The sequence below is a fragment of the Caldisericaceae bacterium genome (genome assembly GCA_036574215.1).
Classification (GTDB): domain Bacteria; phylum Caldisericota; class Caldisericia; order Caldisericales; family Caldisericaceae; genus Caldisericum.
Genome location: JAINCR010000046.1, coordinates 20,392 through 46,274 on the forward strand (window position 1 = coordinate 20,392; position 25,883 = coordinate 46,274).

Below are 25,883 nucleotides of genomic sequence, written 5' to 3' on the forward strand. Positions count from 1 at the left end.
AGGGTTTTTTAAACTGGAGTTTTCCTTCTCCATGTTTGCCTGCGTTAGCCACTCTTTAAGCAAGAGTGCTTTGCAGAGAGAGGTGGTAAGGTAAGTTTACCTTATCGCACAATTTATACCAAAATTTGAGAAAAATGCAATAGTTTTATGCCATTTTTATTGAATTTTTAAAAGATTTATTTTGAGTTAGAAAGAAGGCAATTTTACTTACTTTTAAATTTTCTAATGTAATTCAAACCATAAAGAGAAGCGTATTTAACATGTTCATAATACACACCACCCTGAAGATAGCCTACATAAGGTGGTTTTAAGGGGGCATCAAAGGAAAGTTCAATTGAAGAGCCTTGTATAAATGAACCCGATGCCATTAGGATTTTATTACTATAACCTGCAAGAGGAGAGGGTTCAATTAATGCATCTGAATCCACAGGTGAAAAGTTTTGAATTGCCTGAGCAAAAGCTATCAATAGTTCTTTATTCCCAAATTTAATCGCCTGAACAATATCGCCTCTCTTATCGGTATAGCGAGGTTTAACTTCAAATCCTTCGTCTTCAAACAATTTAGAAGCAAAAATTGCACCTTTTAAAGCATTTGAAACTACAAGTGGAGCAAAAAATATACCTTGAAGGATATTTCTTGTAAGACCAAGCATAGGACCAATTTCCTTTCCAACACCAGGTGCAGTAAGACGTGAAGCAATACTATTTATTTGCTCTTCCCTACCTACTACATAACCACCAGTAAAAGCGATGGCTCCACCTGCATTTTTAATCAATGAGCCAACAACAACATCTGCACCAACTTCAGTAGGTTCATGTTCTTCTACAAATTCACCATAACAATTATCAACAAAAATAATAGCTTTTGGATTTATTTCCCTTATTTTTACAATTGCCTCTTTTAATTGAGGAATGGTAATAGAATCTTTAAACGTGTAACCTTTTGATCTCTGGAATGCAACAACTCTTGCTTGTTCTATGAGGTGTTCATTGAAACCTTCTCTAAAATCAAACTGCGCATATTTTATGCCAAGATCTTTTAATGAGCCTTTGATATCTCTTATACCAATAATACCTTCTCCTGTTTCATAAGGCCTTCCGCTTGCGTATACTAAAGTATCATTAGGCTTTAATAAACCAAAAAGAGTAATAGAAATTGCATGCGTGCCTGAAACTATTTGTGGCCTCACTATTGCAGCCTCTGCCTTAAAAATATTAGCAAAAATTGCTTCTACCTTTTCTCTTCCAATGTCGTTATAACCATAGCCAGAAGTAAAACCAAAATCAGAATCATGCAATAAAGCAGTTTGAAAGGCAATGAGCACCTTTAAAAAATTTTTCTCTCTAATACTATCGACACTTTTAAATTGCGGCTCAACTACTTTTTCGATTGCTTCTCCCTTTTTAATTAAACTCTCATCAATCTTTTTCATGCAAAAAACTCTCCACTAAAATTTTTATTTTGTTAAATGCCTCTTCAAAATTATACACATCAAACCAATTAACATCTCTCTCTTTTTTAAACCAAGTTATCTGCCTTTTTGCGAGGTTTCTTGTATGCCTCTTAATAAGTTCAATTGCTTCCTCTAAAGTAATTTTTTGGTCTAAATAATCTAAAATCTCCTTATATCCTATAGCTTGCCTTGCAGTTATTGACCAGTTTTTATAATGCTCCCTTAATCTTATCACTTCATTTACAAGTCCTACTTCTATCATTCTGTCAACTCTTGAGTTTATATCTTCATACAATTTAGCCCTATCTTTTATTAGACCGATTTTTAGAAACTCAAACAGTGGTGGCTCATTTTTAACGAGAGAAATTCTTAAGTTGGCAAGTTTGCAATATTCTATAAGCCGAATAAGTCTTTTTTTATCTCTAAAGCCAATTTTTTCAGTTTGGATAGGGTCACAATCAAAAGCAATTTTTCTTAATTCATCAAGTGAAAGATTGTTTAAATTTTCTCTTAAATCCTCACTTTTGGATGCAGATCTTTCAACTGGAAAATTCTCAGTAATGACTCTTATGTAAAGACCTGACCCCCCAACAATTAGAGGAATTTTTCCTTTTTTGTAAATAGTCTCCTGTAATTCCATAAAATCCCTTTTGTAGTTTGCAATACTGTATTCTTGGGTTACATCAATAATATCGATAAAATAGTGGAAATAATTTTTTCTAATGGATGCATCTATTTTTGCAGTGCCAATATCCATACCTTTATAAAATTGCATAGAATCTGCAGAGACAATCTCAAATGGAAAGTCGTTTACGAGTTTAAGAGCCATATCACTTTTTCCTGTTGACGTTGGTCCTAAAAGCACAACTACTTTTTTCTTCACGCAACTATTTTACCAAATTTTGAAGAATTTTTTAATTTATAGCCTTATAAGACAAACAATATTTAAAACACTTGCAAAAAATTGGATTTTTGAGAAAATAGATTGGGATGAAAATATTTTTAGACATAATTAATAGCATTGGGACAAAAACCATCGTTCTAAGTGTAATAGATATCCTCATAGTGAGTTTAATATTTTACTTTGTTTTAAAAGCCATTTACAACACAAGGACTTTACAACTTGCAGAAGGAATTGCACTTTACTTTATAGGTATATTTATCATTTCTTATTTATCAGATAAACTTGGCTTAACAACACTTCACTTCCTTACAAGTAATCTAATAAACTACTCTTTTACCTTCCTTCCATACCTACTTGTGGTGGTTTTTCAACCAGAATTGAGAAAATGGTTTACAGGCCTTGGAAAGGGTATTAAACTACAAGAATTAGAAACAGAAGAAGATTATAGGTCAATTATTGAAGAAATTGTAAAGAGTGTAAATACAATGTCTTTAAATAAAATAGGGGCACTTATCGTTATAGAAAGAGAGGTCCCACTTTCTGAATATCTTGAAACAGGTGTTGAAGTTGGAGCAAAAGTAAAAGCAGAAACTCTTACAACGATATTTTTCCCAAGTTCTCCTCTTCACGATGGAGCAGTAATAATAAGAAAAGGAGTAATCGCTGCAGCAAGATGCGTTCTACCACTCTCAATGGATAAAGAACTTGATAAAGAAGACATCGGGACTCGTCATCGGGCGGCATGTGGTATAACTGAAGAAAGTGATGCAGTTGGGATAGTTGTTTCAGAAGAAACTGGTATAATTTCACTTGCAGTAAGAGGAAAATTAACAAGATATCTATCTCCTCTTGAACTAAGGGGAATGCTTTTGGTAATGGTAAGACCTGCTTTTGAAAAAAAGGAAACGGTGAAGAAGGGATGAAATTTTTACATAGAATCTTTAACATTAAAGTGGTTGCCGTGCTTATAGGTATTGCACTTTGGTATTATGTAAGCATTACTCAAGGTCCACTAATTACAAAAACATTTAACAATGTTCCAGTTGTCCCCATAAACTTACCGCAGGAAACATACATACAAAATAACATTAGTCCTATTTCTATTGTTGCTGAAGGACCAAGTAAAATCATCCTTGGTTTGCATAATACAGATTTCTTTGCCTCAGTAGACCTATCAGGGAAGGCAGAAGGTAATTACAACCTCGATGTCGAAGTGCGACCTCCAACAAATGCAATAAAAATTAAATCATATAGTCCCCAAAAAGTCTTTGTAGCAGTTGAAACTATTACAAGCAAAACATTCACTATTACAAGCGAATTTGTTAATACACCTTTACTACAGCAGATTTACCCATCAATCCCAATTATAACACCATCAACAACTTTGATTAGCGGACCAACTTCAGAACTCGAAAAAATTAAAAGAGTGTATGTCCAAATTGATCTATCAAAAATTACTACTGCAACAACGCTTACCCTTCCACTATTGGTTGAAACAACAGATGCAAGCACTTTAAAGAATATTTACCTAAATCCATCTAATGTTGTTGTAAAATTAAACATATCTTCAAGTACTGCATTTATAACACTTCCAATTATTCCAGAAATTTCTTCTGCGCCATTGTATAACTTTGGAATAAAAAATATAAGTGTTGACCCATCTGTAATAACTGTAAGTGGACCTATAAACATAATTTCCAATTTGCAATCAATTCAAACGCAACCAATAGATGCATCCAAAATTACCCAATCAACAAAACTTGATGTAAAATTGGCTAAAATTGAAAACATCACATATCCTTTTGATACTTGCAGTGTAACAATAGATGTAGAACCACTTGTTTCAAAAACATTTACCATTCCTGTTAGTGTGACTACACAACAAGGAAAACAGTTCTCCCTTTCACAGGATAATGTAAACATAGTCTTAAAAGGCTTTAAGAGCGTTATTGACTCCTTGCAAACAGATTCAATAAAATGTTCTATTGATGCTTCTTCTCTTGATAACGGCTCTTATACCCTTCCAGTAGTTGTATTGGGAGTCCCTCAAGATGTTATTCTTGAAACTATCACCCCGTCAAGCTTAGAGGTTAGAATATATTAGTATGCAAACATTAAAAATTGATTATGCAGGTACCCCAATAGAAGTAGATACAGAACATTACCTAATAAAAGGAGTTAGATTTGTTAAAGATGCAAATTCTCATTACAAAAACGAAGAATTTGAAAAACTCGTAAAAGGTGAAAAATCCATTTTTACAATAGATTTTAATGTAATAAAACCAGATATAAAAGACATTCTATTTGAAGTAGCAAAAATTCCTTTCGGCTTTGTTTCAACTTACGGTGATATATCTTTAAAAGTCTTTAAAACGAAGAGATATTCGCGTTTTGTTGGATTTGCCCTTGCAAAAAATCCGCTGCCAATTGTAATACCATGCCATAGAGTTGTTGGTTTTGATTTAACTTTACACGGTTTTACAGGTGGACTTTATCTTAAAGAAAAACTACTTACGGCAGAAGGAGTTCAATTAAAAAATGGAAAAGTTGAAAAACGCTTTCTTATTAGTTTCTAAACCATACGGGATTACTTCAAGGAAACTTTTAAACGAAATTGGCAAAGCATTGAGCATCAAAAAAATTGGGCATCTTGGAACACTTGACCCAATGGCAACTGGGCTATTGTTTATTGCAACAGGAAAATATACTCGCCTTCTTCCCTATGTTGATTTAGATACAAAAGAATACATCATTGAAATTACTTTTGGTATAGAAACTGATACTTGGGACACACAAGGGAAAATCATTAAGAAGGAAACTGTAAATATCAAAGAAGATGATCTTCTTAAGATACTTCCACAATTTGTGGGTGAAATTAAACAGAAAGTGCCGTTTTTTTCTGCAAAAAAGATCAAAGGCATTGAACTATACAAACTTGCAAGAAAAGAGACGTTTATAGAAATTTTCAAACGAGCAAAGATACTTGATATAGAATATATGTGCTTTAAAAACAATAAACTCATTTTAAAAGTAGCGTCTGAAAAGGGTGCCTACATGAGAGCACTTGCATACGAAATAGGAGAAAAGCTAAATGTCCCTGCTACACTTTCTGCAATTGTAAGGACAAAGATAGGCAATCTCTCAATTGAAGATGCAACCACACTAACGAAACTTAGAAATAATGACTTTTCAAAAGGTATTATTAACCCTATGTCAGTAATCTCGCTTCCATCAGTTATTTTAAGAAACAAAACTAATTATATGTTAGGTAAACCAGAATCAATTGATAATGTGCTCGTGTTTGACGATAAGAATTCTTTTATTGGTATTGGGAAAGTAGAAGAGAATAGTATTACACCTAAGATACTTATTGATGAAGATACTAAAACAATTTGACACTTTTAAACATAGCACAGCAGTTACAATTGGAATGTTTGATGGTGTCCATATCGGACACAGGAAACTAATAGAAGAAACCTTTAATCAAAGCGAAGAGTTAAAATTAGTCCCATTGGTTTATACATTTTCAATGCATCCACTAAAAGAGAAAAAAAGAGCACTCATCACAACATTAAACGAAAAATTATTTTTAGTAGAAAAACTCGGGATTGATGTTTGTTATGTTGCTAACCTTGATAACAAATTTATGAAATTATCCCCTTTAGAGTTTGTTGAAAAAGAATTAATTGAAAGGCTCAATACAAAAGTAGTCGTTGTAGGAGAAAATTTCAGATTTGGATATAAGAAAAGTGGAGATATAAACACCCTAATTACACTTGGCAACCAATTCAAAATAAAAGTTATTACTGTTGAGCCTATAACGGTAGATGGTTATATTGTGTCAAGCTCTCTTATACATGATATAATAAAGGAAGGTGACATAGAAAAAGCCAATAAACTTTTGGGACACACATTCTTCGTGCAAGGAGTAGTTGAAAAAGGTAAGGGATTAGGGAAACATCTTGGCTTTCCTACAATAAACCTAAAATTTGAAAATCACAACAAGTTATTACCACCAAACGGAATATACATAACTTTAACAGAGATAGATAAAGAAATATTTAGAAGTGTTACAAACGTTGGCTTTAACCCCACTGTTGAAGATCAAAAACGCATTCACATTGAATCACATATCATTGATAAAGAAGGAAATTTTTACGAACAATTTACAAGGGTACATTTTATACAAAAAATAAGAGAAGAGATAAAATTTGACAATTTAAAAGCTTTGCGTCTTCAGGTTGCAAAAGATATAGAGATAACAAAAGCATTCTTTCAAGAGCACAATGTGGACTCTATAAAAGTATATTTTTAAAATTTTTCAACATCATTTCTTCTTTCATAATTCCTTCACAATCAAAAGTTATAATCAATTGCAGTTAAAAAATTCATAGGAGGTGAAGCATGAAAAAATGGATGTTAGGATTAATTGTTGGTGTAATGGTCTTTGGTATTGTTGCTTCTATTTTTACAGCAACTAATGCCTATGCATGGGGAAACCCTAATGAAGAATTCTCTGGTTTTGGATCAAGAGTACAACAAGCTTTTAAAAGAGGTTTTAGGCTTGGTGTAGAGTATGGCATAAACCAAGATGTTGCAAATTTTCTTGGAATTACATTAGACCAACTGAGAAGTGAAATAAAGTCTGGTAAAACTCTTGCAGCAATTGCAACCGAACATGGTAAAACAGAACAAGAACTCATTAACTTCATCGTAGCAAAAGAGAAAGCAATCTTAGACGATGCTTTAAAAACTGGAAAGATTACACAAGATAGATACAATGCCATGATTGCAAATCTTGAAGCAAGAGTAAAAGAAAGAGTAGAAACAACCGCACAGTTTAAAGCAAGATCAAGAGTAAAACAAGCTTTTAAAAGAGGTTTTAGGCTTGGTGTAGAGTATGGTATAAACCAAGATGTTGCAAATTTCCTTGGAATTACATTAGACCAACTGAGAAGTGAAGTAAAGTCTGGTAAAACTCTTGCAGCAATTGCAACCGAACATGGTAAAACAGAACAAGAACTCATTGACTTCATCGTAGCAAAAGAGAAAGCAATCTTAGACGATGCTTTAAAAACTGGAAAGATTACACAAGATAGATACAATGCCATGATTGCAAATCTTGAAGCAAGAGTAAAAGAAAGAGTAGAAACTACTCCACATGTAGGAAGGCCGTAAAATTACACTGGTACTTTTTTCTTACCTTACCTCCTTGCAAACTTGCAAGGAGGTTTTTATTTTTTTGTAAAAAGTCAATATAATAAGTTGGTAGGAGGTGGAATTTGAAAGGATTTATCAAAAAATCGTTATTGATTACCATTGTGATAATTTTTGTTTTTGTATCCTTAGGAGGAGTATTAATCTTTAACTTCTTTGGAAAAAATACGCCAACCAATAACTTAACTCTTATAGGTAGTCAATTTTTAACAAAAAGCATTGTAAGTGCAAACAACCTTCCAAGTGATAAACTTGATTTTTCTATTAATGCACCTCAATACCAACTGCCACTTAATTTATCATCAATTAAAAATCTCAATACAGTTATCAATAAGCTTGAAATTAAAGAAATTCCAGATGAATTACTTTCAAAAAATGGTTTTGTTGTGTTTAAAACCGCAGGCTTGCTTAAAGATACTAAAATATACACCGCTTACTCTGAAACTGCCCCACTTTCACCTGAAAACGATTTTACAGCCTTTTATAGAGCCTTGAACGATAACAAAATACCTGTATTTATAACTTCTGACTCAGTTCTTCACCTTTTTCACATCTTTTTTGACCTAACCCTCAAGCAAATAGAAGAAAAAACATTCTTCAATTACCTATGGGACATAAGCAAAACTTTATTTGATGAATCGGTAAAAGATTATGAAACTTCTTCAGGAGAACTTAAAGAAGCTTCTAAAAGAAACGTTGCCTACTTTGCCGTTGCCTTAAATTTACTAAAACCGAAAGAAGATCAAATTTTAACAGATGAAAAATTAAAAGAATTATACTGTCAGGAATGGATGTCAGATGAAGAGTGTAAGCAGATCATTGAAATGCAAAAAACGAATTTAAATGTTTTTTCAAAAGATTCTCTTTTACGCTACTCTTTTACAACACCTTCTTATGTTCAAGATTTGGTTAATAAAGAACTTTCTCTTATTGAAAATCACTCTGGTTTTGCACGATCACCAATATTCATCTATAAAGAAGATTATTCACAATACGTCCCAAGAGGACACTATACTTCAAAAGAATTACTTAAAAACTACTTTAAAGCCTTAATGTGGTATGGAAGAATGACTTTTCTTTTAAAAGGTTCTAATAAGATAAAACCCGGAGAAACTGAATGTGGGGGATATGAAGGGATTATATCAACTTACGATGCAAAGATTCAAACATTGCAATCTTCTCTTATTACTCTACATTTCCTTGCAAATGAAGATGTTCAGAAAAAATGGTCTTCCATGTATGCATTAACAAGCTTTTTTGTGGGAGTTTCAGATGATCTTGGACCCGAAGAGTATGGTAAAAGTATTGCTGAAATTTTAGGAAAAGATACAGTAAATATAGATGATTTAACTAAAAAACTTCCCCAAATTGAAAGCACTCTAGAGAAGCTTCCATACGAACCAAAAATTTACAGTGGGCTTGGAGAGTGTGAGATGGTAATGCCTTGTCCACCGTTAACTGACGAAGATATTCAAAAATTAAAGGTAGAGGCAAAAGAACTACTTTCACAAACAAAAGGCTTTAGATTAATGGGGCAGAGATTTACAATTGACTCTTGGGCTTTTTCTGAAATTGTATCTCCTTACTCGGGAGAATACACGGGAGAAAAATCTCCTCTTCCAACAGATAACCTGCCATTTACCTATACATGGAATGATGAATACCCTGACGAAAAAGAAAATAGGCCATTTACATGGGTTAAGACGCTCGTAAAATTCTGTGGAAACACGGGAAGAGAAGTAAGAGGATTCCCAAGAGGGCTTGATCTTATGGCAGTTATGGGCTCTGAAAGGGCTTACGAAATCTTAAAAGAGATAGGTGATACAAACTACTCAGATTACGATAAAAAATTCAAAGAAATTAAATCTTATTTTGACTCAATTTCATATGAAGAGTGGAACAAAAATCTATACACAAGTTGGCTATATTCCTTAAAGGCACTTCTTGAACCTTTTGATAAAGGATACCCTACGTTTATGCAAACTAAAGCATGGCAAGACAAAGAACTTACAACCGCACTATCTTCATGGACAGAACTTAGACACGATACAATCCTCTATGTGAAACAGAGTTATACAATGGCTGAAAAAGGTGGAGATTTAGAAGAGCCTATTACAGGTTATGTAGAACCGATGCCACAACTCTATAAAAGGATGATAAACATGGTTAACATTGCTAAAGACGGATTGAATAAATTAATTCCAGATGAAGAAACAAAATCGGGGATTAACTACCAATTGGAAATGTTTTTAGAGAACCTGAATAGACTCTACGAAATTTCTAAAAAGGAACTTACAGGCACCCCACTTGATGTAAGTGATGCCTATTTTATTGGGTATTTTGGAGACAGACTTGAAGGCTTAATTAAGTTCATTTTTAGAGAGGAATCAAACTTTAAACTTCTTGAATCTTCTGTAGTTGCAGATGTCCATACAGAGGGAAACACAAAACTTGTCCTTGAAGAAGGAACAGGTTTTATAGACACGATGCTTGTTGCCGTTAAAACTCCTGAGGGAAACATACACATTACTGTAGGACCTGTCTTTTCATATTACGAATTTAAAGAAAAAATGGAGGATAGACTCACAGACGAAAAATGGAAGGAAATGCTTTTAAAAGGAAATGTCCCTGAAGAGCCTGTATGGGTTAAATCGTATAAAGGAAACTAATTTTTAAAACCGATGAAATTAAAAAGGGGCAAGTAAGTTAAAGGGATGAAAAAACAATTTATAGTTATCTTCATTACTTTGATATTTGTGCTCTCTTTAGTCATTTTTCCTTTAACGTTATTTGCCCCAAAACAGAATATAGAAATTTATGCAGGGGTTGTGCCGCATCACCTTCTTGCTTCAGATATCATCTTAAACTTTTTTAAAAACCTAAGGATGGATGAAAGCGATGTAATAGTTCTTCTTTCGGTAGACCATTTTTATCAGTGTAATTCAAAAGGTGTTGATTTTATAACTACAGATTTAACGAATTTTAAGGACTTTCAAGTTGAAAGAGGAGTCATCAAAGGTCTTGCAAATAATTTTTCATTGCTTGAAAATAACGCAATGCTTTCTTTAGACCATGGCATCGTCGATATACTACCATTTTTAAAACTTTACTTTCCTCATATAAAGTTGGTACCAGTTATTATCTCACGGAGTTTAACTTTTGAAAAGGCAAAACAATTCACCGAAACACTCTTCACTTTGTCAAAAGCAAAAACAACAGTTATTGCAAGTGTTGATTTTTCTCATGACCTACCTGAAGAAATTGCAAAACTCCACGATGAAAGAAGCATAAGACTTTTTCTTAATTTTGAAGAAGAAGGGTTTTCAAACATTGATGTAGATTCTCCACAGGCCCTTTTTATTGCAAGGTATTTTGCAAAATTGAAGGGTGCAGATTCCTTTACTGTAATTGGTAAAGAAAATTCCAACAACTATCTTAAAGAGAAACAGCCACAAACTACATCTTATTTTAGCGCTCTTATAGGGAAAGGCTTAAAAGAAGAACTTACCAAAAAAACAACCGAAACGTTTATTTTTACAGGTGATATCATGCTTGATAGAAGTGTTAATAAACTCATGCAAGCGTTTGGATTTGATTACCCTTTTGAAAAAATTACAAAAACTCTTTCCTCTATAGACTACGTTGTAGGGAATCTTGAAGGACCAATCCTTTACAATAAAAAACCTTACATAAGAAACTCACTTAACTTTTCATTTGACAAAAAAACTGCAGTAGTGCTGTCATCTACTCACTTCAATATTTTAAGCCTTGCAAATAACCACACCGACAATTCGGGTGCTAAAGGGCTTACAGAAACAAGAGAAATTTTAAAGGCTCATTCAATCACACCTATAGGGGATCCATTATACTTTAATGACAAATTTACATACAAAGAAAATAACACACTTTTTTTAGCTTTTAATTTTACGTATTTTTTTGATAACACTGCGATAAAAACTGTGCAAAAAGTAAGAGAAACATACAAAGATGCTTTTATAATCGTCCTTGTGCATTGGGGAGAAGAATACATTCCCATTAGTTCTTCTTATGTAAGGACAATTGCCCACCAAATCATTGATGTAGGGGGAGATATTATCATTGGCAGTCATCCACATGTTGTTCAAGAAGTAGAACTTTACCACTCAGAGGGAAGAAACAAAGATTCACTAATTTTTTATTCACTTGGTAATTTTATATTTGACCAATACTTTTCAAAAGAAACTCAGATGGGCCTTGCAGTGGGGTTAATTAAAGATAAAGATTACCAAGAATTTATACTTATCCCTATTGACTTAACAAATTCACAACCAAAATTAATGGAAGAAAAAGAGAAAAAACTATTTCTTAAAGAACTTGCAAAAAGGTCTTCAATAAAAATAAGAAGTGCAATAGAAAAAGGCGTTATAAAATTACCAACTTTTCAGGGTTAAGTTATCCAAATTTCGTGTAATATCTTTTAAGGTCATTAGTTGCTTGTTAAGTGCGTCTTTATCAGCCTTATATAAGGGGTCTTCTATCTTCGAATATTGTGAACCTGTGTTAACTGGTTCAACCATCACCATTCGGGCCTGCTCTAAGAAGGATTTAAAATTTTTTAAATAAGCAATTTCACTGTCGGTTAAACTTTCCCCGTCTTTTATGTGATTAACAATGCGATTTATAATTTTCTTATTAGTGTCAATGCTCAGCGCAAATCTCACATAGTCTCTCATTACAGATACTTCTGGAAAGTTAGTTAGCTCTTTTTCATTTGGAATCTCTTCTTCAACAAAAAACACAGGAATTGTCCCAAACATACTGAATGTATTAACTATATTCTCAATTTTGCTAATAGTGTATAATTCTGTCTTTGCATTAGAATTTTGCCATGCTAACAAAAAAGACGAAAGATTAGAAACTAATATGTTTGTATAAGATTTGACTGCTGCCATATACAAGTGGTTTATAGAAGAGACCCTACTTTTAAGTTTTGCAACTTCACTTTTATTTTCAGTAATTTCTTTAAACATATCAACATTTTTCTTAGCCAAAACTACATTTAATATAATGCTTACAGATAACACAACCAAAAGTGCTACTAAAAAAATTTTAAGTTCTTTTTCTTTCATACGACTACCTCCTTTAAAACTTTACGATATGGCTTTCTTATCTTATAAATTATACTCCTTTCTACTACATTATACTCTCTTACGTCAATACCTTTTAAAGGGAATTTTTAGTTTTTCTAAATATATTTTGCTTTAATCAAAATTCCTTTTCCTCATATATTAGATACGAAAACTTACAAAAAAGTTCTATTAATTTAAGAGATTTGTATAATTTGTTTATAGATTTTTTTAAACACGTTTTAATGAGAAACCAATCAATTATTTCTTGATGTTAAAATCGCCAAAGAAATAACAAATTTGTAAATACAACTTTTAAAAGGTTTATATAACACTCTTTTTCAAACTAATAAAAATTTGTTATTTTCTTTTACTTGGTCCTTTCTAATTAACACATAAAAGTATTTTAAAAAATGTAAAAAATCATAGAATATAGTGGTTTAATGAAAGTTTTAGTTAATGTATTTTGGCATGAAGGAAAGGAGGCAGTATGAAAGCTGTATTAAAAAAAGAGAAAGGGGTTGGTTTTGTAATAGAGGAAATTCCCACACCTTCAATTGGTGATGATGAAATACTTGTAAAGGTTGAAGTTGCTTCAATCTGTGGCACTGATGTTCATATCTACGAATGGAATGATTGGGCTCAAAATAGAATTAAACCACCTATCGTGGTCGGTCATGAATTTGCTGGTGTTGTCGTAGAGAAAGGAAAAGAAGTTAAAAGGATTAATGTTGGTGATTTTGTATCCGCAGAAACTCATATCTATTGCAATCACTGCGATATGTGCCTTATGAATCATAGAGAAGTTTGTAGAAATCTTAAAATAATTGGTGTCGATATAGACGGTGCTTTTGCAGAGTATGTAAAAATTCCTGAAAGGGTTGCCTGGGTAAACCCAAAAGAAATTCCACATAAGTTTGCCTCTATTCAAGAACCACTTGGAAATGCCGTTGATACCGTCCTTGCAGAGGACATTTCGGGAAAAACTGTCCTTATCACAGGTGCAGGCCCTATTGGTCTTCTTGCAATAGCTGTCTCAAGAATATTTGGTGCAACAAAAATCATTGCAACTGATTTATCTAACTACCATCTTGAAATTGCAAAGAAAGTTGGTGCAGATGTTGTAGTTAATCCATTGAGGGAGAACATTTACGATATTGTTTTATCAGAAACACATGGGCTTGGTGTTGATGTTTCGCTTGAAATGTCTGGAAGTAAAAACGCACTCCGTGATGCACTAAAACTTACAAAATACCTTGGAAGAGTTTCTCTTCTTGGCTTATTTGATAAATCTATAGATATCGATTTAACAAATGATGTAATCTTTAAAAAATTACGTATATATGGAATTACAGGAAGGCGTATTTTTGAAACTTGGGAAACCGTATCTTTGCTTCTTTCAAGTAAAAGGCTTGATGTATCTCCCATCATAACACACGAAATGAAGTTTGAAGATATAGACAAAGGCATTGAATTAATGAAGAGCCATCAATCGGGGAAAATTTTACTTTATCCTTAGGAGGTGAATTAAATGGCAAAATTTGATTTTTTAAAAAATGAATTAAACGAACTTAAAGAAAAGGGGACTTATAACACCATAAGAGTGCTTGAAAGTGCACAAGGTCCTTGGGTTACGATCAACGGTAAAAAGATGCTAAATTTATGTGCAAATAATTATCTGGGGCTTATTACAAACGAAGAAGTAAAAGCTAAAGCAAAAGAAGCAGTTGACAAATTTGGCGTTGGAGCAGGGGCTGTTAGAACGATTGCAGGCACCTTAACTTTACATGAGGAACTTGAAAGGAAACTTGCAGCCTTCAAACATGCTGAATCGGTAATACTTTTCCAATCAGGCCTTATCACAAACATTGCAGTTATCCCTATTGTTGTTTCTGAAGGGGATTTAATATTTTCTGATGAGTTAAACCACGCTTCAATTATTGATGGCTGTAGATTGAGTAAAGCAACTATTGTAAGATACAAGCATCTTGATGTAGATGACCTTAAATCAAAGTTAGAAGACTACAAGGACTATAAAGTAAGAAAGTTGATTGTAACAGACGGTGTTTTTAGTATGGATGGAGATATTGCTCCACTTCCACAGATTGTTGAACTGGGAGAGACTTATGGAGCAATTACCATGGTTGATGATGCTCACGGTGAAGGTGTATTGGGAGACCATGGAAGGGGAATATTGAGTTATTTTAACCTTGAAGGAAAAGTTGATATTGATGTTGGAACTTTATCAAAGGCTTTTGGAGTTATAGGTGGATATGTAGCAGGAAGCCAAACTTTAATTGATTATTTAAAACAAAGAGCAAGACCATTTCTATTTTCTACCCCATTAAGTCCTGCAGATACTGCCGCTTTAATCAAAGTGGTTGATATTTTGCAAGAAGATGATTCTTTAGTCAAAAAACTCTGGGAAAATGGAAATTACATAAAGGAACAACTAAAATCATACGGTTTTAATATTGGACACTCTCAAACACCGATTACTCCTGTTATTATTGGAGATGAAAAAACAACTATGGAGTTTAGTAAATTGTTGTTTGAAGAAGGTATTTTTGCTCAAGGTATTGTTTTCCCAACTGTGCCAAGAGGGACAGCAAGAATAAGGGTAATGGTTTCTGCAGCCCATTCAAAAGAAGACATCGATTTTGGAATAAAGAAATTTGTAGAGATTGGCAAGACTTTGGGGGTTATAAAATGATTACTTCAATAGTTCTCGGTGCAGGTATTGGCAAGAGAATGCACTCAAAACTCCCTAAAGTCCTCCATAAGATATGTGGAAGAGAACTAATTTTTTATGCAATTGATGCCGTTAAACAAATTTCAGATGGCGGCGTAATTGTTGTTATCAATGAAAAAATGGATGCTAATCTTTTTTCTGATTACTCTGTAAGGATTCAGAAAGAGCCTTTAGGCACTGCTGATGCAGTAAAAGTTGCCATTTCCGATTTGGATACAGATATTGCCTTAATAACAACAGGTGATAATCCACTTCTTGAACCAAACGATATTTTGGAGTTTTATAAATTTTTTAAAGAAACTAACTCAGATATTGCTTTTATTTCTGCTGAAGCCGACAACCCATCTAATTTAGGAAGAGTAATAAAAAGTGAAGGGAAATTTATTAAGATTGTAGAAGAAGCCGATGCAAGTGATGAAGAAAAGAAAATAAAGGAGATTAACGTTGGCGTATATTTTGCAAAATTCAGTATCCTTAAAAACTTAATACAGAAAATTTCAAACAAAAATGCACAAGGAGAATACTACTTAACAGACATTTTATATAAGGCGTTGGAAGAGAAGTTTAACGTTTCGGTTTACAAACTACCTAAAAAACTTCCAATATATGGAGTAAATAATCGAATTGAGTTATCAATGGCAGAAGAAATTATCCAAAAAAAGATTATAGAAAAGCACATGCTAAATGGCGTTACCATCCACAATCCACAAACGCAGAAAATTGATTATTCTGTTGAAATTGGTGAGGATGTAGAGTTGCTCCCTGGTTGTATTTTAGAAGGTAAAACAAAGATTGAAAGTGATTGTATTATTGGTCCTTATACACAGATAATTAACTCCCATATTTCTAAAAAAAGTTCTGTTAAGCAATCTGTTGTTATTGAGTCTTACGTTGGTGAGAATTGCTCAATTGGACCTTTTGCCTATGTAAGACCAGAAAATATTTTATCAAACAATGTAAAAATTGGGACTTTTGTTGAAGTAAAAAAATCACACTTTGGTGAAAATACAAAAGTGCCACATCTGTCATATATTGGAGATGCAACAGTTGGAAAGAATGTAAATATTGGAGCAGGGACAATCACGTGTAATTACTCTGGATTAGAAGGAAATAAGAAAAATCCAACTTACATTGAAGATGAAGTATTTATTGGTTCGCATTCAACCCTCGTTGCTCCACTTATTATTAGAAAAGGGGCCTATACAGCGGCAGGCTCTGTTATAACTGACGAAGTTGAAGAAGATTCACTTGCAATTGGAAGAGCACGGCAAGTAAATAAAGTAGGGTGGGTTAAGAGGAGGAAAGAACAAAATGGTTAATACAATTCTAAAACAAGATGTAAGGTTTTTTTCAGGAAATTCTAATATACCTCTTGCTCAAGCAATAGTTAATTATCTTGGTGTTAGTTTAAGTTCTGCGATTGTTTCAAGGTTTCCTGATGGAGAAATCCAGGTTCGTTGTCTTGAAAGTGTAAGAGGTAAAGATGTCTTTATCATTCAGTCAACTCAAACTCCGGCAGAAAACCTTCTTGAACTACTTATCCTTATTGATGCTGTAAAAAGGGCTTCTGCAAGAAGTATTACTGCTGTAGTCCCCTTTTTTGGTTATGCAAGGCAAGATAGGAAAACGAAATCAAGAGAGCCAATTTCAGCAAAACTCGTTTCTAACCTTATAACAACTGCTGGTGCATCAAGAGTTGTTGCAGTTGATTTACATGCAGCCCAAATCCAAGGGTTTTTTGATATTCCAACCGATAATTTAACTGCAATGTTAATCTTAGGTAAATACTTTAGGGAACTTAACCTTGAGAATCCCGTAGTTGTTGCTCCTGATGTTGGTGCTGTGCAGAGGGCAACTGATTTTGCAAAAGAGATACCAAACTCAACTCAAGCAATTTTTGTTAAAAAAAGACTAAGTCCATTCGAGGTTGACACAACAAGGCTCATTGGAGATGTAGAAGGCAAAACTGTTATTCTTGTGGATGATGCAATACACACAGGTAATACCCTTATTAACGCAGCAAATGAGGTTTTAAGAAGAGGAGCAAAAGCAGTTTATGCAACAGCAACACATGGGATTTTTGCCCAAGATTCCTTGAAAAAATTCGAAGATTCACTCATTAAAGAAATAGTAGTTACAGATACCCTTCCTGTTTTGTCAAGACCCGATTTAATAAGTAAAGTAAAAGTTTTGAGTGTTGCCCCCCTTATTGGTGAAGCAATAAAAAGAATTATCATGCATGAGTCTATTTCTGAACTTTTTGAAAAATAGGAAATTTAAGTATAATAATTAGGTAAATTTTTTATTTGGGAGGAAGATGTGAAAAGAGTTGCTATAAACGCTGAAATAAGGCCTATTAACACTAAGGGTAACTTAAAAGCTTACAGAATGGAAGGAAAAATTCCAGGTATAGTGTATGGTAAAATTGTAGATACTTTTCCTATCTTAGTAGATGGAAGGGCTTTTTCTAAACTTTCAAGGGAAGTTGGTAGGACTGCAATCTTTGATATCAACATTAGTGGGAAAATATATCCAGCCGTTGTTAAAGAGGTTCAAATAGACCCCATAAAGAGAAATGTAATCCATTTAGATTTTGAGGCTGTTGATCTTGAAAAGCCCGTTTATGTAAATTTGCCAGTCGTTATTAAAGGTGAATCTATTGGCGTGAAGAAAGGCGGCATTCTTGATCAATCCCTTCGTGAAGTCGAAGTTGAGGGGTTACTTACTGATCTTCCAGATAAAGTTGAAGTTGACGTCACAAATCTTGATATTAAAGATGTAATATACGTGAAAGACATTGATCTTGGAGATAAGATAAAAATTTATACTGACCCTGAGGCAGTTGTTGTTTCAGTAGTTACAGCTACAGAAGAAGAAGTAGCAGCACCAGCGCCTGAGGCAGAGGGAGAGACTGCTACACCTCAAAGTGCTTCAACTCAAACAGGTAAAGGCGAAGTAAAAGAAGAAAAGAAAGAGAAATAATTTGCGAAAGTGTTCTATAATTGTTTCTTTGGCTACCTTCAATAAATGGGTAGCCATGTTTTTTTAATACTAAAGAAAGGAAGAGTATATGAGGGTCGTTTTTTTAGGAGATATCTTTGCAGAACCTGGGAGGAACGCAGTTAAAAATGGGTTAAGAGAACTTATAGAGAAATACAAGCCGAATTTTGTTGTTGCAAATGGTGAGAATGCTGCTCATGGTGCTGGTATAACTTACGAGATTGCTCTTGAAATTCATTCTTATGGGGTTGATGTAATAACAGGTGGAAACCACACTTTTGATAAAAAGGTCTTTTGGGATAAATTTGAAATGTTCCCGTATCTATTAAGGCCTGCAAATTTTCCATTAGGTGCTTTAGGTAAAGGCCATGTTGTGATAGAAAAAGGCGGTCTTGCTCTTGGTGTGTTGAATTTACAAGGAAGGGTGGAGATGCAACCAATTGACTCCCCTTTTGAAATTGGGATGAATATTATTAAAGAGATTAGAAAGAAGACTTCCTATATCATTGTAGATTTTCATGCCGAAGCAACAGCTGAAAAAGAGGCTTTAGGTTACTATTTTGACGGAATGGTTTCTGCTGTTGTGGGAACTCATACACATGTGCAAACGGCAGATGAAAAAATTCTTCCCAATGGAACTGCTTACATTTCAGATGTAGGCATGTGTGGAGTTGAAGACTCTGTTATAGGGCTTGATAAGGAGATTGCTATAAAGAGGTTCACAACTGGTATGCCGTGGAATTTCAAACCTGCAGAAGGAAGTGCAACATTACACTATGTTGTAATTGATATAGATTCAAGTGGATTAGCAACACAGATTGAACGGGGAAAGTGGAAAAAAACTTCAAATACTTAGCGAGTTTAATTCCTGAAGAAATTTTGAAGCCAGTTTTACTTGATACTTCATTTCTTGTTGGTGGGGCAGTAAGAGATTTTTTGTTTAACCTTGAACCTAACGATTTTGATATCGTAGTAGAAAGAAAGTATTTTAATGATTTAATAAGTTATTTTAGTAAGAAAGGATTTAAGTTTATTTATCTAAATCCAAGAAAATTTCCCCTTTTGAGGGTATTTTACAAGGATGGTACTTTTGATTTTACATTCTACGACGATTTAGAGACCGACCTAATGCACAGAGACTTTACAATAAACGCTATCTATGTGAATCTTTCTAATTTTAATTTTATTAGTCATGCTTCATCTTTTTTTGATTTAGAAAATAGAATTTTAAATGTTGTAAGCACAAACTCAATTAAGATTGATCCTGTTAGGTATATGCGTGCCTTTAGATTTATTGCAAATTTTGATTTAACTGTTGAAGAAAAAACAAGAGAAATTCTTGTAGAGGATGCAAGATTATACTCGCATAGTAAGAAAGAAAGAGCAAGAGAAGAACTCTTTAAGTTTCTAAGTTTGGATAGTGAAACTATTGAAAAAGCATTATCAAAAGTTTATAAAGGATTTACTTTGAAAGGCAAAGAAAGGATTCATTTATCTTACTCGATTGAAGAATTTTATGGAGAAGTGAACTTTGGAGTAACTTACTCAGATTTACTTAAACTTTACTTTGTTTCGTTAGATTTTGAAAATTTTACCTATGGATTATCAAAGAAGGAAAATGTAATCATGAATTTTTTAAAAAAAGAGATTAAAGAAGATTTTGATGAACTTTTTGAAGTTTACTTTGAGAATCACAAAAAAACAATATATATAATGTTAAATGTAGTTGCACGTTATCCTCTTGAGAAGATCAGTAAATATTTGTTATTGTTGAGGGCATTTGCTAACACAAAAGTAGATTTTGATGATATTACTGAGTTTAAGAATACAAAAAAAGTTGATATTGCAATAGCGCACAAATTGGCATTAAAAGAGAAATTGAGGGAAGTATATGAAAACATTTTTGGTAGTTAGTTTTGGTTGCCAGATGAATGAGTATGAGGCAGAAAAATTAAAAGAGGTTTTCTATGACTTCGGGCTTTACGAGGTTAACAACATAGAAGAAGCTGACATTGTCTTATTTAATAGTTGTGCAGTTAGAAGTAAATCCGAACAAAAATTGTTAAGTAGTGTTGGGTATGCGTACTCCCTATTTAAAAAATTTGGACGTCCTTATGTTATCGTGACAGGTTGTGTTGCATCTATCAAAGAAAAAGAAATTAAAAACATTGCAAAAAATAGCCTTATTTCAATTTCAAAAGGTTATGAACTTATATATGATAGAGTTAACAAGTTAAGGGAGACACTCTTTCAGTATTTATCTTTCCATTCCCAAAGTGGAGAAAAGAAAGAAAGTCAAGTTTTTGCTTATGTGCCAGTGATCTTTGGTTGTAATAATTTTTGCACATACTGTATAGTGCCTGCAACAAGGGGTAGAGAAAAGTCTCGCCCTCTAAATGAAATCGTTAATGAAGTAAAACAATACGTTGAAGAAGGTGTTAAAGAAATCGTGCTTTTAGGACAGAACATCAACCACTACGGTTATGATTTTGGAAACAAAAATGGTTTTATTGAACTACTTGAAGATATTGATAAAGTGCCCCATTTAGAGCGATTAAGATACCTTACACCTCATCCTGCTTTATTTACAAAGGAGCTAATTTTGAGGATGAAGAACTTAAAGACGCTTATGCCACATTTTCATCTTCCAGTCCAGTCTGGGAGTGATAAAATTTTAAATTTAATGCGAAGGGAATATACAAGAGAACAGTATCTTTCTCTTATTGATGTCATAAAAAGTGAGTTTAGCAATGCTTCTATAACAACTGACATTATAGTTGGTTTCCCACAAGAAACTGATGAAGATTTTTTGCAAACGGTTTCTTTAGTAAAAACTGTTGAATTTGATAAAAGTTTTATTGCATCATATTCAAAGAGGCCAAATACACCTGCATCAAAGATGGAAGGACAGATAGAAGATAGGGTAAAAAAGGAGCGTCTGAATTACCTATTAAATGTGCAAAACAAGATAAGTTTAAAGAAAAACTTAAGTTATGTTGGTAAAACTTACAGCGTGCTTGTTGAAAATGTGAAAGGAAACATTGCATACGGGCGTATCCCCCAAGATAAACTTGTCATAGTAAGTTCGGGAAAAAACATTTCAAAAGGAGAAATTATTCCTGTAAAGATTACCGAAGCAGACTTTATCCATTTAAAAGGTGAATACTAATTTAAAGACCAATTCTTTCAAGGAATTCAAAAACTTTTGAGAGATACTCGTTTATAAAATCTTCGTTTTTCTTATCGTAAAAAAACGTTAAACTTTCTGAGTCTCCCAACGTAATTGCTGCCATATGTGTATCTTCAAAGATTGCTTGAACAAACCAAATCCATTCTTTTTTCATTTTTATTCGTCTAACTACTTCTCTTTTTTTCACCTCATTAATGTCTTCCATAGTATTTCCTCAAATTCTTCTCGTGCTCTTCAAGAGTTTTTGAGAATATCGCATGTCCTTCGGGAGTTGTCATAAAGTAGTAGTAGTTGGTATTAGGTGCCTGTAAAACTGCAAGTATAGATTTTATACTCGGATTGCATATGGGAGTTGGAGGTAAACCTGTATATTTATACGTGTTATAAGGTGAATCAATTTTGTAGTCTTCCTTTGAAAGCCATTCTTTGTGCAAACCCAAAGCATAAAGGATAGTAGAATCTGCTTGAAGTGGCATGCCAATCTTTAGTCTATTTAAGAATACCGATGCTATAAGAGATCTATCTTCATCAAATTTTGCTTCTTTTTCTACAATCGAAGCAAGAACTATTACCTCTCCTTCTGTTAGCCCCTTACTTTGGGCAAGTTCTTTGAAGTTTTGAGGGAGTAATTCTAAAAGTCTTTTTTTCATTTTTGAGACGATACTCTCATAACTTTCATTTTCATAGAAATAATAAGTGTCTGGGTAAAGGTAACCTTCGTCTTTTTTTATAAAATTATAAAAGTCGTCAAAGTTTTTAACAATTCCTTTATCAAATAGACGTTCTGCTACATCTTTTGTTGTAAAACCTTCAACGATCGTTACAAGTATTTCTTTTGGTTTTACTCCTTTTGATAGAGTTGAGAAAAGATCAAATACAGTTCTTACAGGCATAATTTCATATATACCACTTTTAAATGTTCGTTCATTCCCTGTAAGATGTGCCCATATTTTGAATGAGTAAGACTCAAGGATAATTCCGTTATCTTGAAGAGTTTTTGCTATATCGTTAAGAGTTGCACCGTCTTTTATTTCAATCGTTTTAGGGCTTGTAAAAATCATTGTTGGCTCAAAGATGGTAAAACCTAAAACTCCTAGAAGTATTAACAAAATAATTAATCCAAGAAAAACCCTTTTTATTTCTTCCTCCTTAAATATTCAAGATAACTTTCAAGAATAAATAGAGCCTCAAATTTGTCTTTAATCTTTCTTTCCTTTTTAGATTTTATCCCAATAAACTTTAACATTTTGTGAGTTATAACACTCGTATAACGCTCGTCCCATAAAATAAAATTGATATTTGGAAGTTCCATTTTTAGTGCATCAATAAAATTAAGGACCATTTGTGCTTGTGGACCAATACTTCCGTTAAGGTTTTTAGGAAGGCCTACTACAACAGTTTCAACATCTTTTAATTTGATTATCTCTTTTATTTTTTCAATTTCGTTTCCATCTCTTTTAATTATCTCAAGAGGAATGGCAAAAATTTGCTCTTTATCAGAGATTGCAATTCCAATGTTCACATTACCAATATCAAGCGCTAAAACTGGTTTTAAAGCTTTTTCTTCCATCACTTCCATAAATGTTTTATAATTTTCTCTAAATCAACTTTACCATCTACACTACCTTGTGCAATTCTTTCGTTGCCACCACCTTTTATTTCCACTACTTCTTTTATTTTATTGAACAATTCAAAAGGCTTAATCTTATCGTCGAGGCTTCCAATTAGAATAAAGGAGTTCTGTTGCGTGTTTGAAACAAATATCACACTACCAACTTTCAGGTATCTTTTTGCAGTATCGTATGCTTTTCTTAGATCATTTAAATCCGCATTTTCGAAATTGTGTATAAAAATTGGTGTATCATTGTAAGTAAGGTTGGGTTTAAAATTCATAATAATAGACTCAAAGATTTTACTTCTTAAAGTCTGTATGTTTTTTTCAAGATTTTTAGTTTTAGTGAGGTTTTCTTTTATTTTATCTACAAGTTTTTCTTCTTGGGTTTTTAGCACATCTTCAATTGTTAACACAAGTTTTCTTTTTTCTGTTAAATAGTTGTATGCTTTTAAACCTGTTAAGCCTTCTATTCTTTTAATTTGTGAAGCAACTGTCTTTTGAGAAACTAATGCCACCAAACCAATTTCTCCTGTATTTGAAACGTGTGTGCCACCACAAAGTTCTTTACTAATACCTTCAACTTCTATTACTCTTACAATATTTCCGTATTTTTCTTCAAAGAAGGAGAGCGCCCCAAAATTTTTTGCTTCTTCAAGACTCATTGTGTGAACTTTTACGAGTATGTTTTTAAGGACTATTTCGTTTATTTCTTTTTCAATTTCTAAAAGTTTCTCTTGCTCCAAAGTAGCACCAAAATTAAAATCAAATCTAAACTCGTCATCTTTTACTTGTGAACCTTGCTGTCTAACATATTCTCCAAAATGCTTCCTCAAAACTGCTTGTAAAATATGCGTAGAAGTGTGTGAACGTTTTATTGCTTGCCTTCTTAAAGCATCAACTTTTAGTGTTGCAGTATCATTTACTTTAACAAAACCATTAAGTTTTCCTATGTGGACGATGATACCTTCAATTGGTGTTTGTGTATCCTCCACGATAAATTCAAAGTTCTCACCTATTATTATCCCAGTATCACCAACTTGCCCACCTTTTTCTGCATAAAAAGGTGTTTTATCTACTATTAACATTGCTTGCGTATTACTTGCTTCTTCTACTACTTCTCCTTCAACAACGATAGCCAAAACTTTACCCACTTCTTCAAGTTTCTCATAACCTACAAATTCAACTTTGTTAACTATTTTTTTGATATTATTAAACGACACCCTTTCAAGGAAGGCTTCGTTGCCTTTAAATGCTTTTCGAGCCTTTTCTCTTTGTTCCTCTAAGAGTTCCTCAAATTTCTCTCTGCCAAATGAAAAACCGTTTTCCTTTAAAAATAGCTCCGTGATTTCAACAGGGACACCTAAAGTATCGTATAAGTAAAAGACAATTTCACCATCTAATATGTTTTTTTCTCTTTTCTTTAGGGTTTCAACAGCGTTTTCAAGGTAGAAGTATCCTTCTTTTAAGGTGGAGTTGAATCGCTCTTCCTCGTTTTTTATGGTATTTGCGACAATATTAATGCTGTCTTTCGCTTCTGGGTAGATGTCACCCATGGTATCCGCTACTGTGTAGGATAGTTTGTGGAGAAATGGTTCATTGAGATTTATATACCTACCAAAAAGCATTGCCCTTCTTAAAAGTCTTCTTACAACATAACCTCTTTTTTCATTACTCGGAATTACTCCATCTGCAATGAGAAATGTAATTGCTCTAATATGGTCGGAAATGGCACGCATCGCTTTAGTGCTTTTTTCACTTTCTCTATAGTGAACTTTTGAAAGTTCCTCGATTTTATTGATGATTGGGACGAATAGGTCTGTTTCAAAGTCTGACTCAACACCTTCAATAATACTCGTGATTCTTTCTAAGCCCATGCCTGTGTCTATGTTTTTTCGTGCAAGGGGTTTTAGTGTGCCGTCTTCAAGTCTATTGAATTGTGTAAAGACAAGGTTCCAAAATTCAAGAAACCTTCTTTCGGAACTTCCTGGGAGTTCATGCTCTTCTTTTTCGTTTGTTGCGCCTCTATCATAATAAATTTCAGAGCAAGGACCGCATGGGCCTACAGGACCCATCATCCAAAAATTATCTTCCTCTCCTAAAGGGATTATCCTTTCTTCTTTAATGCCGTGTTTCTTCCAGATCTCTTTTGTTTCAATGTCATTTTTGTAAATCGTCACCCAAAGCCTATCTTTGGGTAGTTTTAAGTAATCTAAGATATACTCCATCGCAAAGGCAATTGCTTCCTCTTTGAAGTAATCTCCTATTGAGAAATTTCCAAGCATTTCAAAAAAGGTATGGTGCCTGGGTGTATTGCCAACGTTTTCAATGTCGTTTGTTCTTACACATTTCTGAACGGTTGTAATCCTTCTATTTGGTGGTGTTTCTTCACCTAAAAAATATGCCTTTAAAGGAACCATACCTGCTGCAGTAAAAAGCAAAGTAGGATCCTGCGGAATTAATGAAAAACTTTTCAACCTTAAATGTCCTTTACTCTCAAAAAAATTTAAAAAACTTTCTCTAATGTTCTTGCTGTCCATTTTGCACCCCTAAATTGTCTAATTTTATCACGTTATTTACAAATTTACAACAGGTTGAATTGTTTCTTTTAAAAACGGTTAAAAAGCAGTTGACTGGTTTAAAGATTTT

The 25,883-nt window shown here is 33.3% G+C and carries 23 protein-coding genes; 16 read left to right on the forward strand and 7 right to left on the reverse strand.

Annotated elements, in window-relative coordinates; translation table 11 throughout:
- Nucleotides 1-203: 203 nt before the first annotated feature.
- Both K6343_02450 and miaA read right to left on the reverse strand, forming a co-directional pair.
- Entirely contained in the window at nt 204-1,433 is a 1,230-nt protein-coding gene (locus tag K6343_02450; protein ID MEF3244830.1) for a methionine gamma-lyase family protein, read from the reverse strand.
- The gene (gene miaA, locus K6343_02455) at nt 1,420-2,337 is read right to left on the reverse strand and encodes a tRNA (adenosine(37)-N6)-dimethylallyltransferase MiaA (GenBank protein ID MEF3244831.1); all 918 of its coding nucleotides are present in this window, start codon (nt 2,335-2,337) and stop codon (nt 1,420-1,422) included. The genes K6343_02450 and miaA overlap by 14 nt, the downstream gene beginning before the upstream one ends.
- Before the next feature lie 107 nt (nt 2,338-2,444).
- Between miaA and cdaA the strand changes: the two genes are divergently transcribed.
- From cdaA to amrB, 8 genes are all read left to right on the forward strand, one after another.
- Nucleotides 2,445-3,281, forward strand: coding sequence for a diadenylate cyclase CdaA (cdaA, locus tag K6343_02460; protein MEF3244832.1), 837 nt, complete (start codon nt 2,445-2,447; stop codon nt 3,279-3,281).
- Nucleotides 3,278-4,462, forward strand: a complete 1,185-nt coding sequence (locus K6343_02465) for a hypothetical protein (GenBank protein ID MEF3244833.1) — start codon at nt 3,278-3,280, stop codon at nt 4,460-4,462. The genes cdaA and K6343_02465 overlap by 4 nt, the downstream gene beginning before the upstream one ends.
- Before the next feature lies 1 nt (nt 4,463).
- Nucleotides 4,464-4,934 carry an MGMT family protein gene (locus K6343_02470; protein ID MEF3244834.1) on the forward strand — a complete coding sequence of 157 codons (471 nt, stop codon included), beginning with the start codon at nt 4,464-4,466 and terminating at the stop codon, nt 4,932-4,934.
- Nucleotides 4,897-5,754 carry a tRNA pseudouridine(55) synthase TruB gene (truB, locus tag K6343_02475; protein ID MEF3244835.1) on the forward strand — a complete coding sequence of 286 codons (858 nt, stop codon included), beginning with the start codon at nt 4,897-4,899 and terminating at the stop codon, nt 5,752-5,754. Before K6343_02470 ends, truB begins: the two co-directional genes overlap by 38 nt.
- Entirely contained in the window at nt 5,732-6,673 is a 942-nt protein-coding gene (locus K6343_02480; protein ID MEF3244836.1) for a bifunctional riboflavin kinase/FAD synthetase, read from the forward strand. Before truB ends, K6343_02480 begins: the two co-directional genes overlap by 23 nt.
- Nucleotides 6,674-6,762: 89 nt before the next feature.
- The gene (locus tag K6343_02485; protein ID MEF3244837.1) at nt 6,763-7,536 is read left to right on the forward strand and encodes a hypothetical protein; all 774 of its coding nucleotides are present in this window, start codon (nt 6,763-6,765) and stop codon (nt 7,534-7,536) included.
- 104 nt (nt 7,537-7,640) lie between these two features.
- A complete protein-coding gene (locus tag K6343_02490; GenBank protein MEF3244838.1) occupies nt 7,641-10,244 on the forward strand; it encodes a DUF3160 domain-containing protein in 2,604 nt (867 codons plus the stop codon).
- A gap of 45 nt (nt 10,245-10,289) precedes the next feature.
- Nucleotides 10,290-12,005, forward strand: coding sequence for an AmmeMemoRadiSam system protein B (gene amrB, locus K6343_02495; GenBank protein ID MEF3244839.1), 1,716 nt, complete (start codon nt 10,290-10,292; stop codon nt 12,003-12,005).
- Here the strand turns inward: amrB and K6343_02500 are convergent.
- On the reverse strand, nt 11,985-12,683 hold the full coding sequence (locus K6343_02500) for a hypothetical protein (protein MEF3244840.1): 699 nt from the start codon (nt 12,681-12,683) through the stop codon (nt 11,985-11,987). The genes amrB and K6343_02500 overlap by 21 nt on opposite strands.
- A gap of 487 nt (nt 12,684-13,170) precedes the next feature.
- Here K6343_02500 and tdh point away from each other — a divergent pair, with 487 nt between their 5' ends.
- The 8 genes from tdh to miaB all read left to right on the forward strand — a co-directional run bounded on the left by tdh (nt 13,171) and on the right by miaB (nt 21,601).
- Complete coding sequence (gene tdh / locus K6343_02505; GenBank protein MEF3244841.1) at nt 13,171-14,199, forward strand: L-threonine 3-dehydrogenase; 1,029 nt, start codon at nt 13,171-13,173, stop codon at nt 14,197-14,199.
- 12 nt (nt 14,200-14,211) lie between these two features.
- A complete protein-coding gene (locus tag K6343_02510; GenBank protein ID MEF3244842.1) occupies nt 14,212-15,393 on the forward strand; it encodes a glycine C-acetyltransferase in 1,182 nt (393 codons plus the stop codon).
- Nucleotides 15,390-16,751, forward strand: coding sequence for a bifunctional UDP-N-acetylglucosamine diphosphorylase/glucosamine-1-phosphate N-acetyltransferase GlmU (gene glmU / locus K6343_02515; protein MEF3244843.1), 1,362 nt, complete (start codon nt 15,390-15,392; stop codon nt 16,749-16,751). The genes K6343_02510 and glmU overlap by 4 nt, the downstream gene beginning before the upstream one ends.
- Entirely contained in the window at nt 16,744-17,703 is a 960-nt protein-coding gene (locus tag K6343_02520) for a ribose-phosphate pyrophosphokinase (GenBank protein ID MEF3244844.1), read from the forward strand. Before glmU ends, K6343_02520 begins: the two co-directional genes overlap by 8 nt.
- A gap of 48 nt (nt 17,704-17,751) precedes the next feature.
- Entirely contained in the window at nt 17,752-18,414 is a 663-nt protein-coding gene (locus tag K6343_02525) for a 50S ribosomal protein L25 (GenBank protein ID MEF3244845.1), read from the forward strand.
- A gap of 88 nt (nt 18,415-18,502) precedes the next feature.
- Nucleotides 18,503-19,288 carry a TIGR00282 family metallophosphoesterase gene (locus K6343_02530; protein MEF3244846.1) on the forward strand — a complete coding sequence of 262 codons (786 nt, stop codon included), beginning with the start codon at nt 18,503-18,505 and terminating at the stop codon, nt 19,286-19,288.
- Nucleotides 19,264-20,346, forward strand: a complete 1,083-nt coding sequence (locus K6343_02535; protein MEF3244847.1) for a hypothetical protein — start codon at nt 19,264-19,266, stop codon at nt 20,344-20,346. The genes K6343_02530 and K6343_02535 overlap by 25 nt, the downstream gene beginning before the upstream one ends.
- Entirely contained in the window at nt 20,324-21,601 is a 1,278-nt protein-coding gene (miaB, locus tag K6343_02540) for a tRNA (N6-isopentenyl adenosine(37)-C2)-methylthiotransferase MiaB (protein ID MEF3244848.1), read from the forward strand. The genes K6343_02535 and miaB overlap by 23 nt, the downstream gene beginning before the upstream one ends.
- A gap of 1 nt (nt 21,602) precedes the next feature.
- Here the strand turns inward: miaB and K6343_02545 are convergent, their stop codons facing one another.
- Genes K6343_02545 through alaS form a run of 4 tightly spaced genes read right to left on the reverse strand, consistent with a single transcriptional unit; the run spans nt 21,603 to nt 25,774 of the window.
- On the reverse strand, nt 21,603-21,827 hold the full coding sequence (locus K6343_02545) for a hypothetical protein (GenBank protein MEF3244849.1): 225 nt from the start codon (nt 21,825-21,827) through the stop codon (nt 21,603-21,605).
- Nucleotides 21,814-22,731, reverse strand: coding sequence for an endolytic transglycosylase MltG (mltG, locus tag K6343_02550; GenBank protein MEF3244850.1), 918 nt, complete (start codon nt 22,729-22,731; stop codon nt 21,814-21,816). Before mltG ends, K6343_02545 begins: the two co-directional genes overlap by 14 nt.
- 26 nt (nt 22,732-22,757) lie before the next feature.
- Nucleotides 22,758-23,192, reverse strand: a complete 435-nt coding sequence (gene ruvX, locus K6343_02555; GenBank protein ID MEF3244851.1) for a Holliday junction resolvase RuvX — start codon at nt 23,190-23,192, stop codon at nt 22,758-22,760.
- Entirely contained in the window at nt 23,192-25,774 is a 2,583-nt protein-coding gene (gene alaS, locus K6343_02560; GenBank protein ID MEF3244852.1) for an alanine--tRNA ligase, read from the reverse strand. Before alaS ends, ruvX begins: the two co-directional genes overlap by 1 nt.
- Nucleotides 25,775-25,883 lie beyond the last annotated feature (109 nt).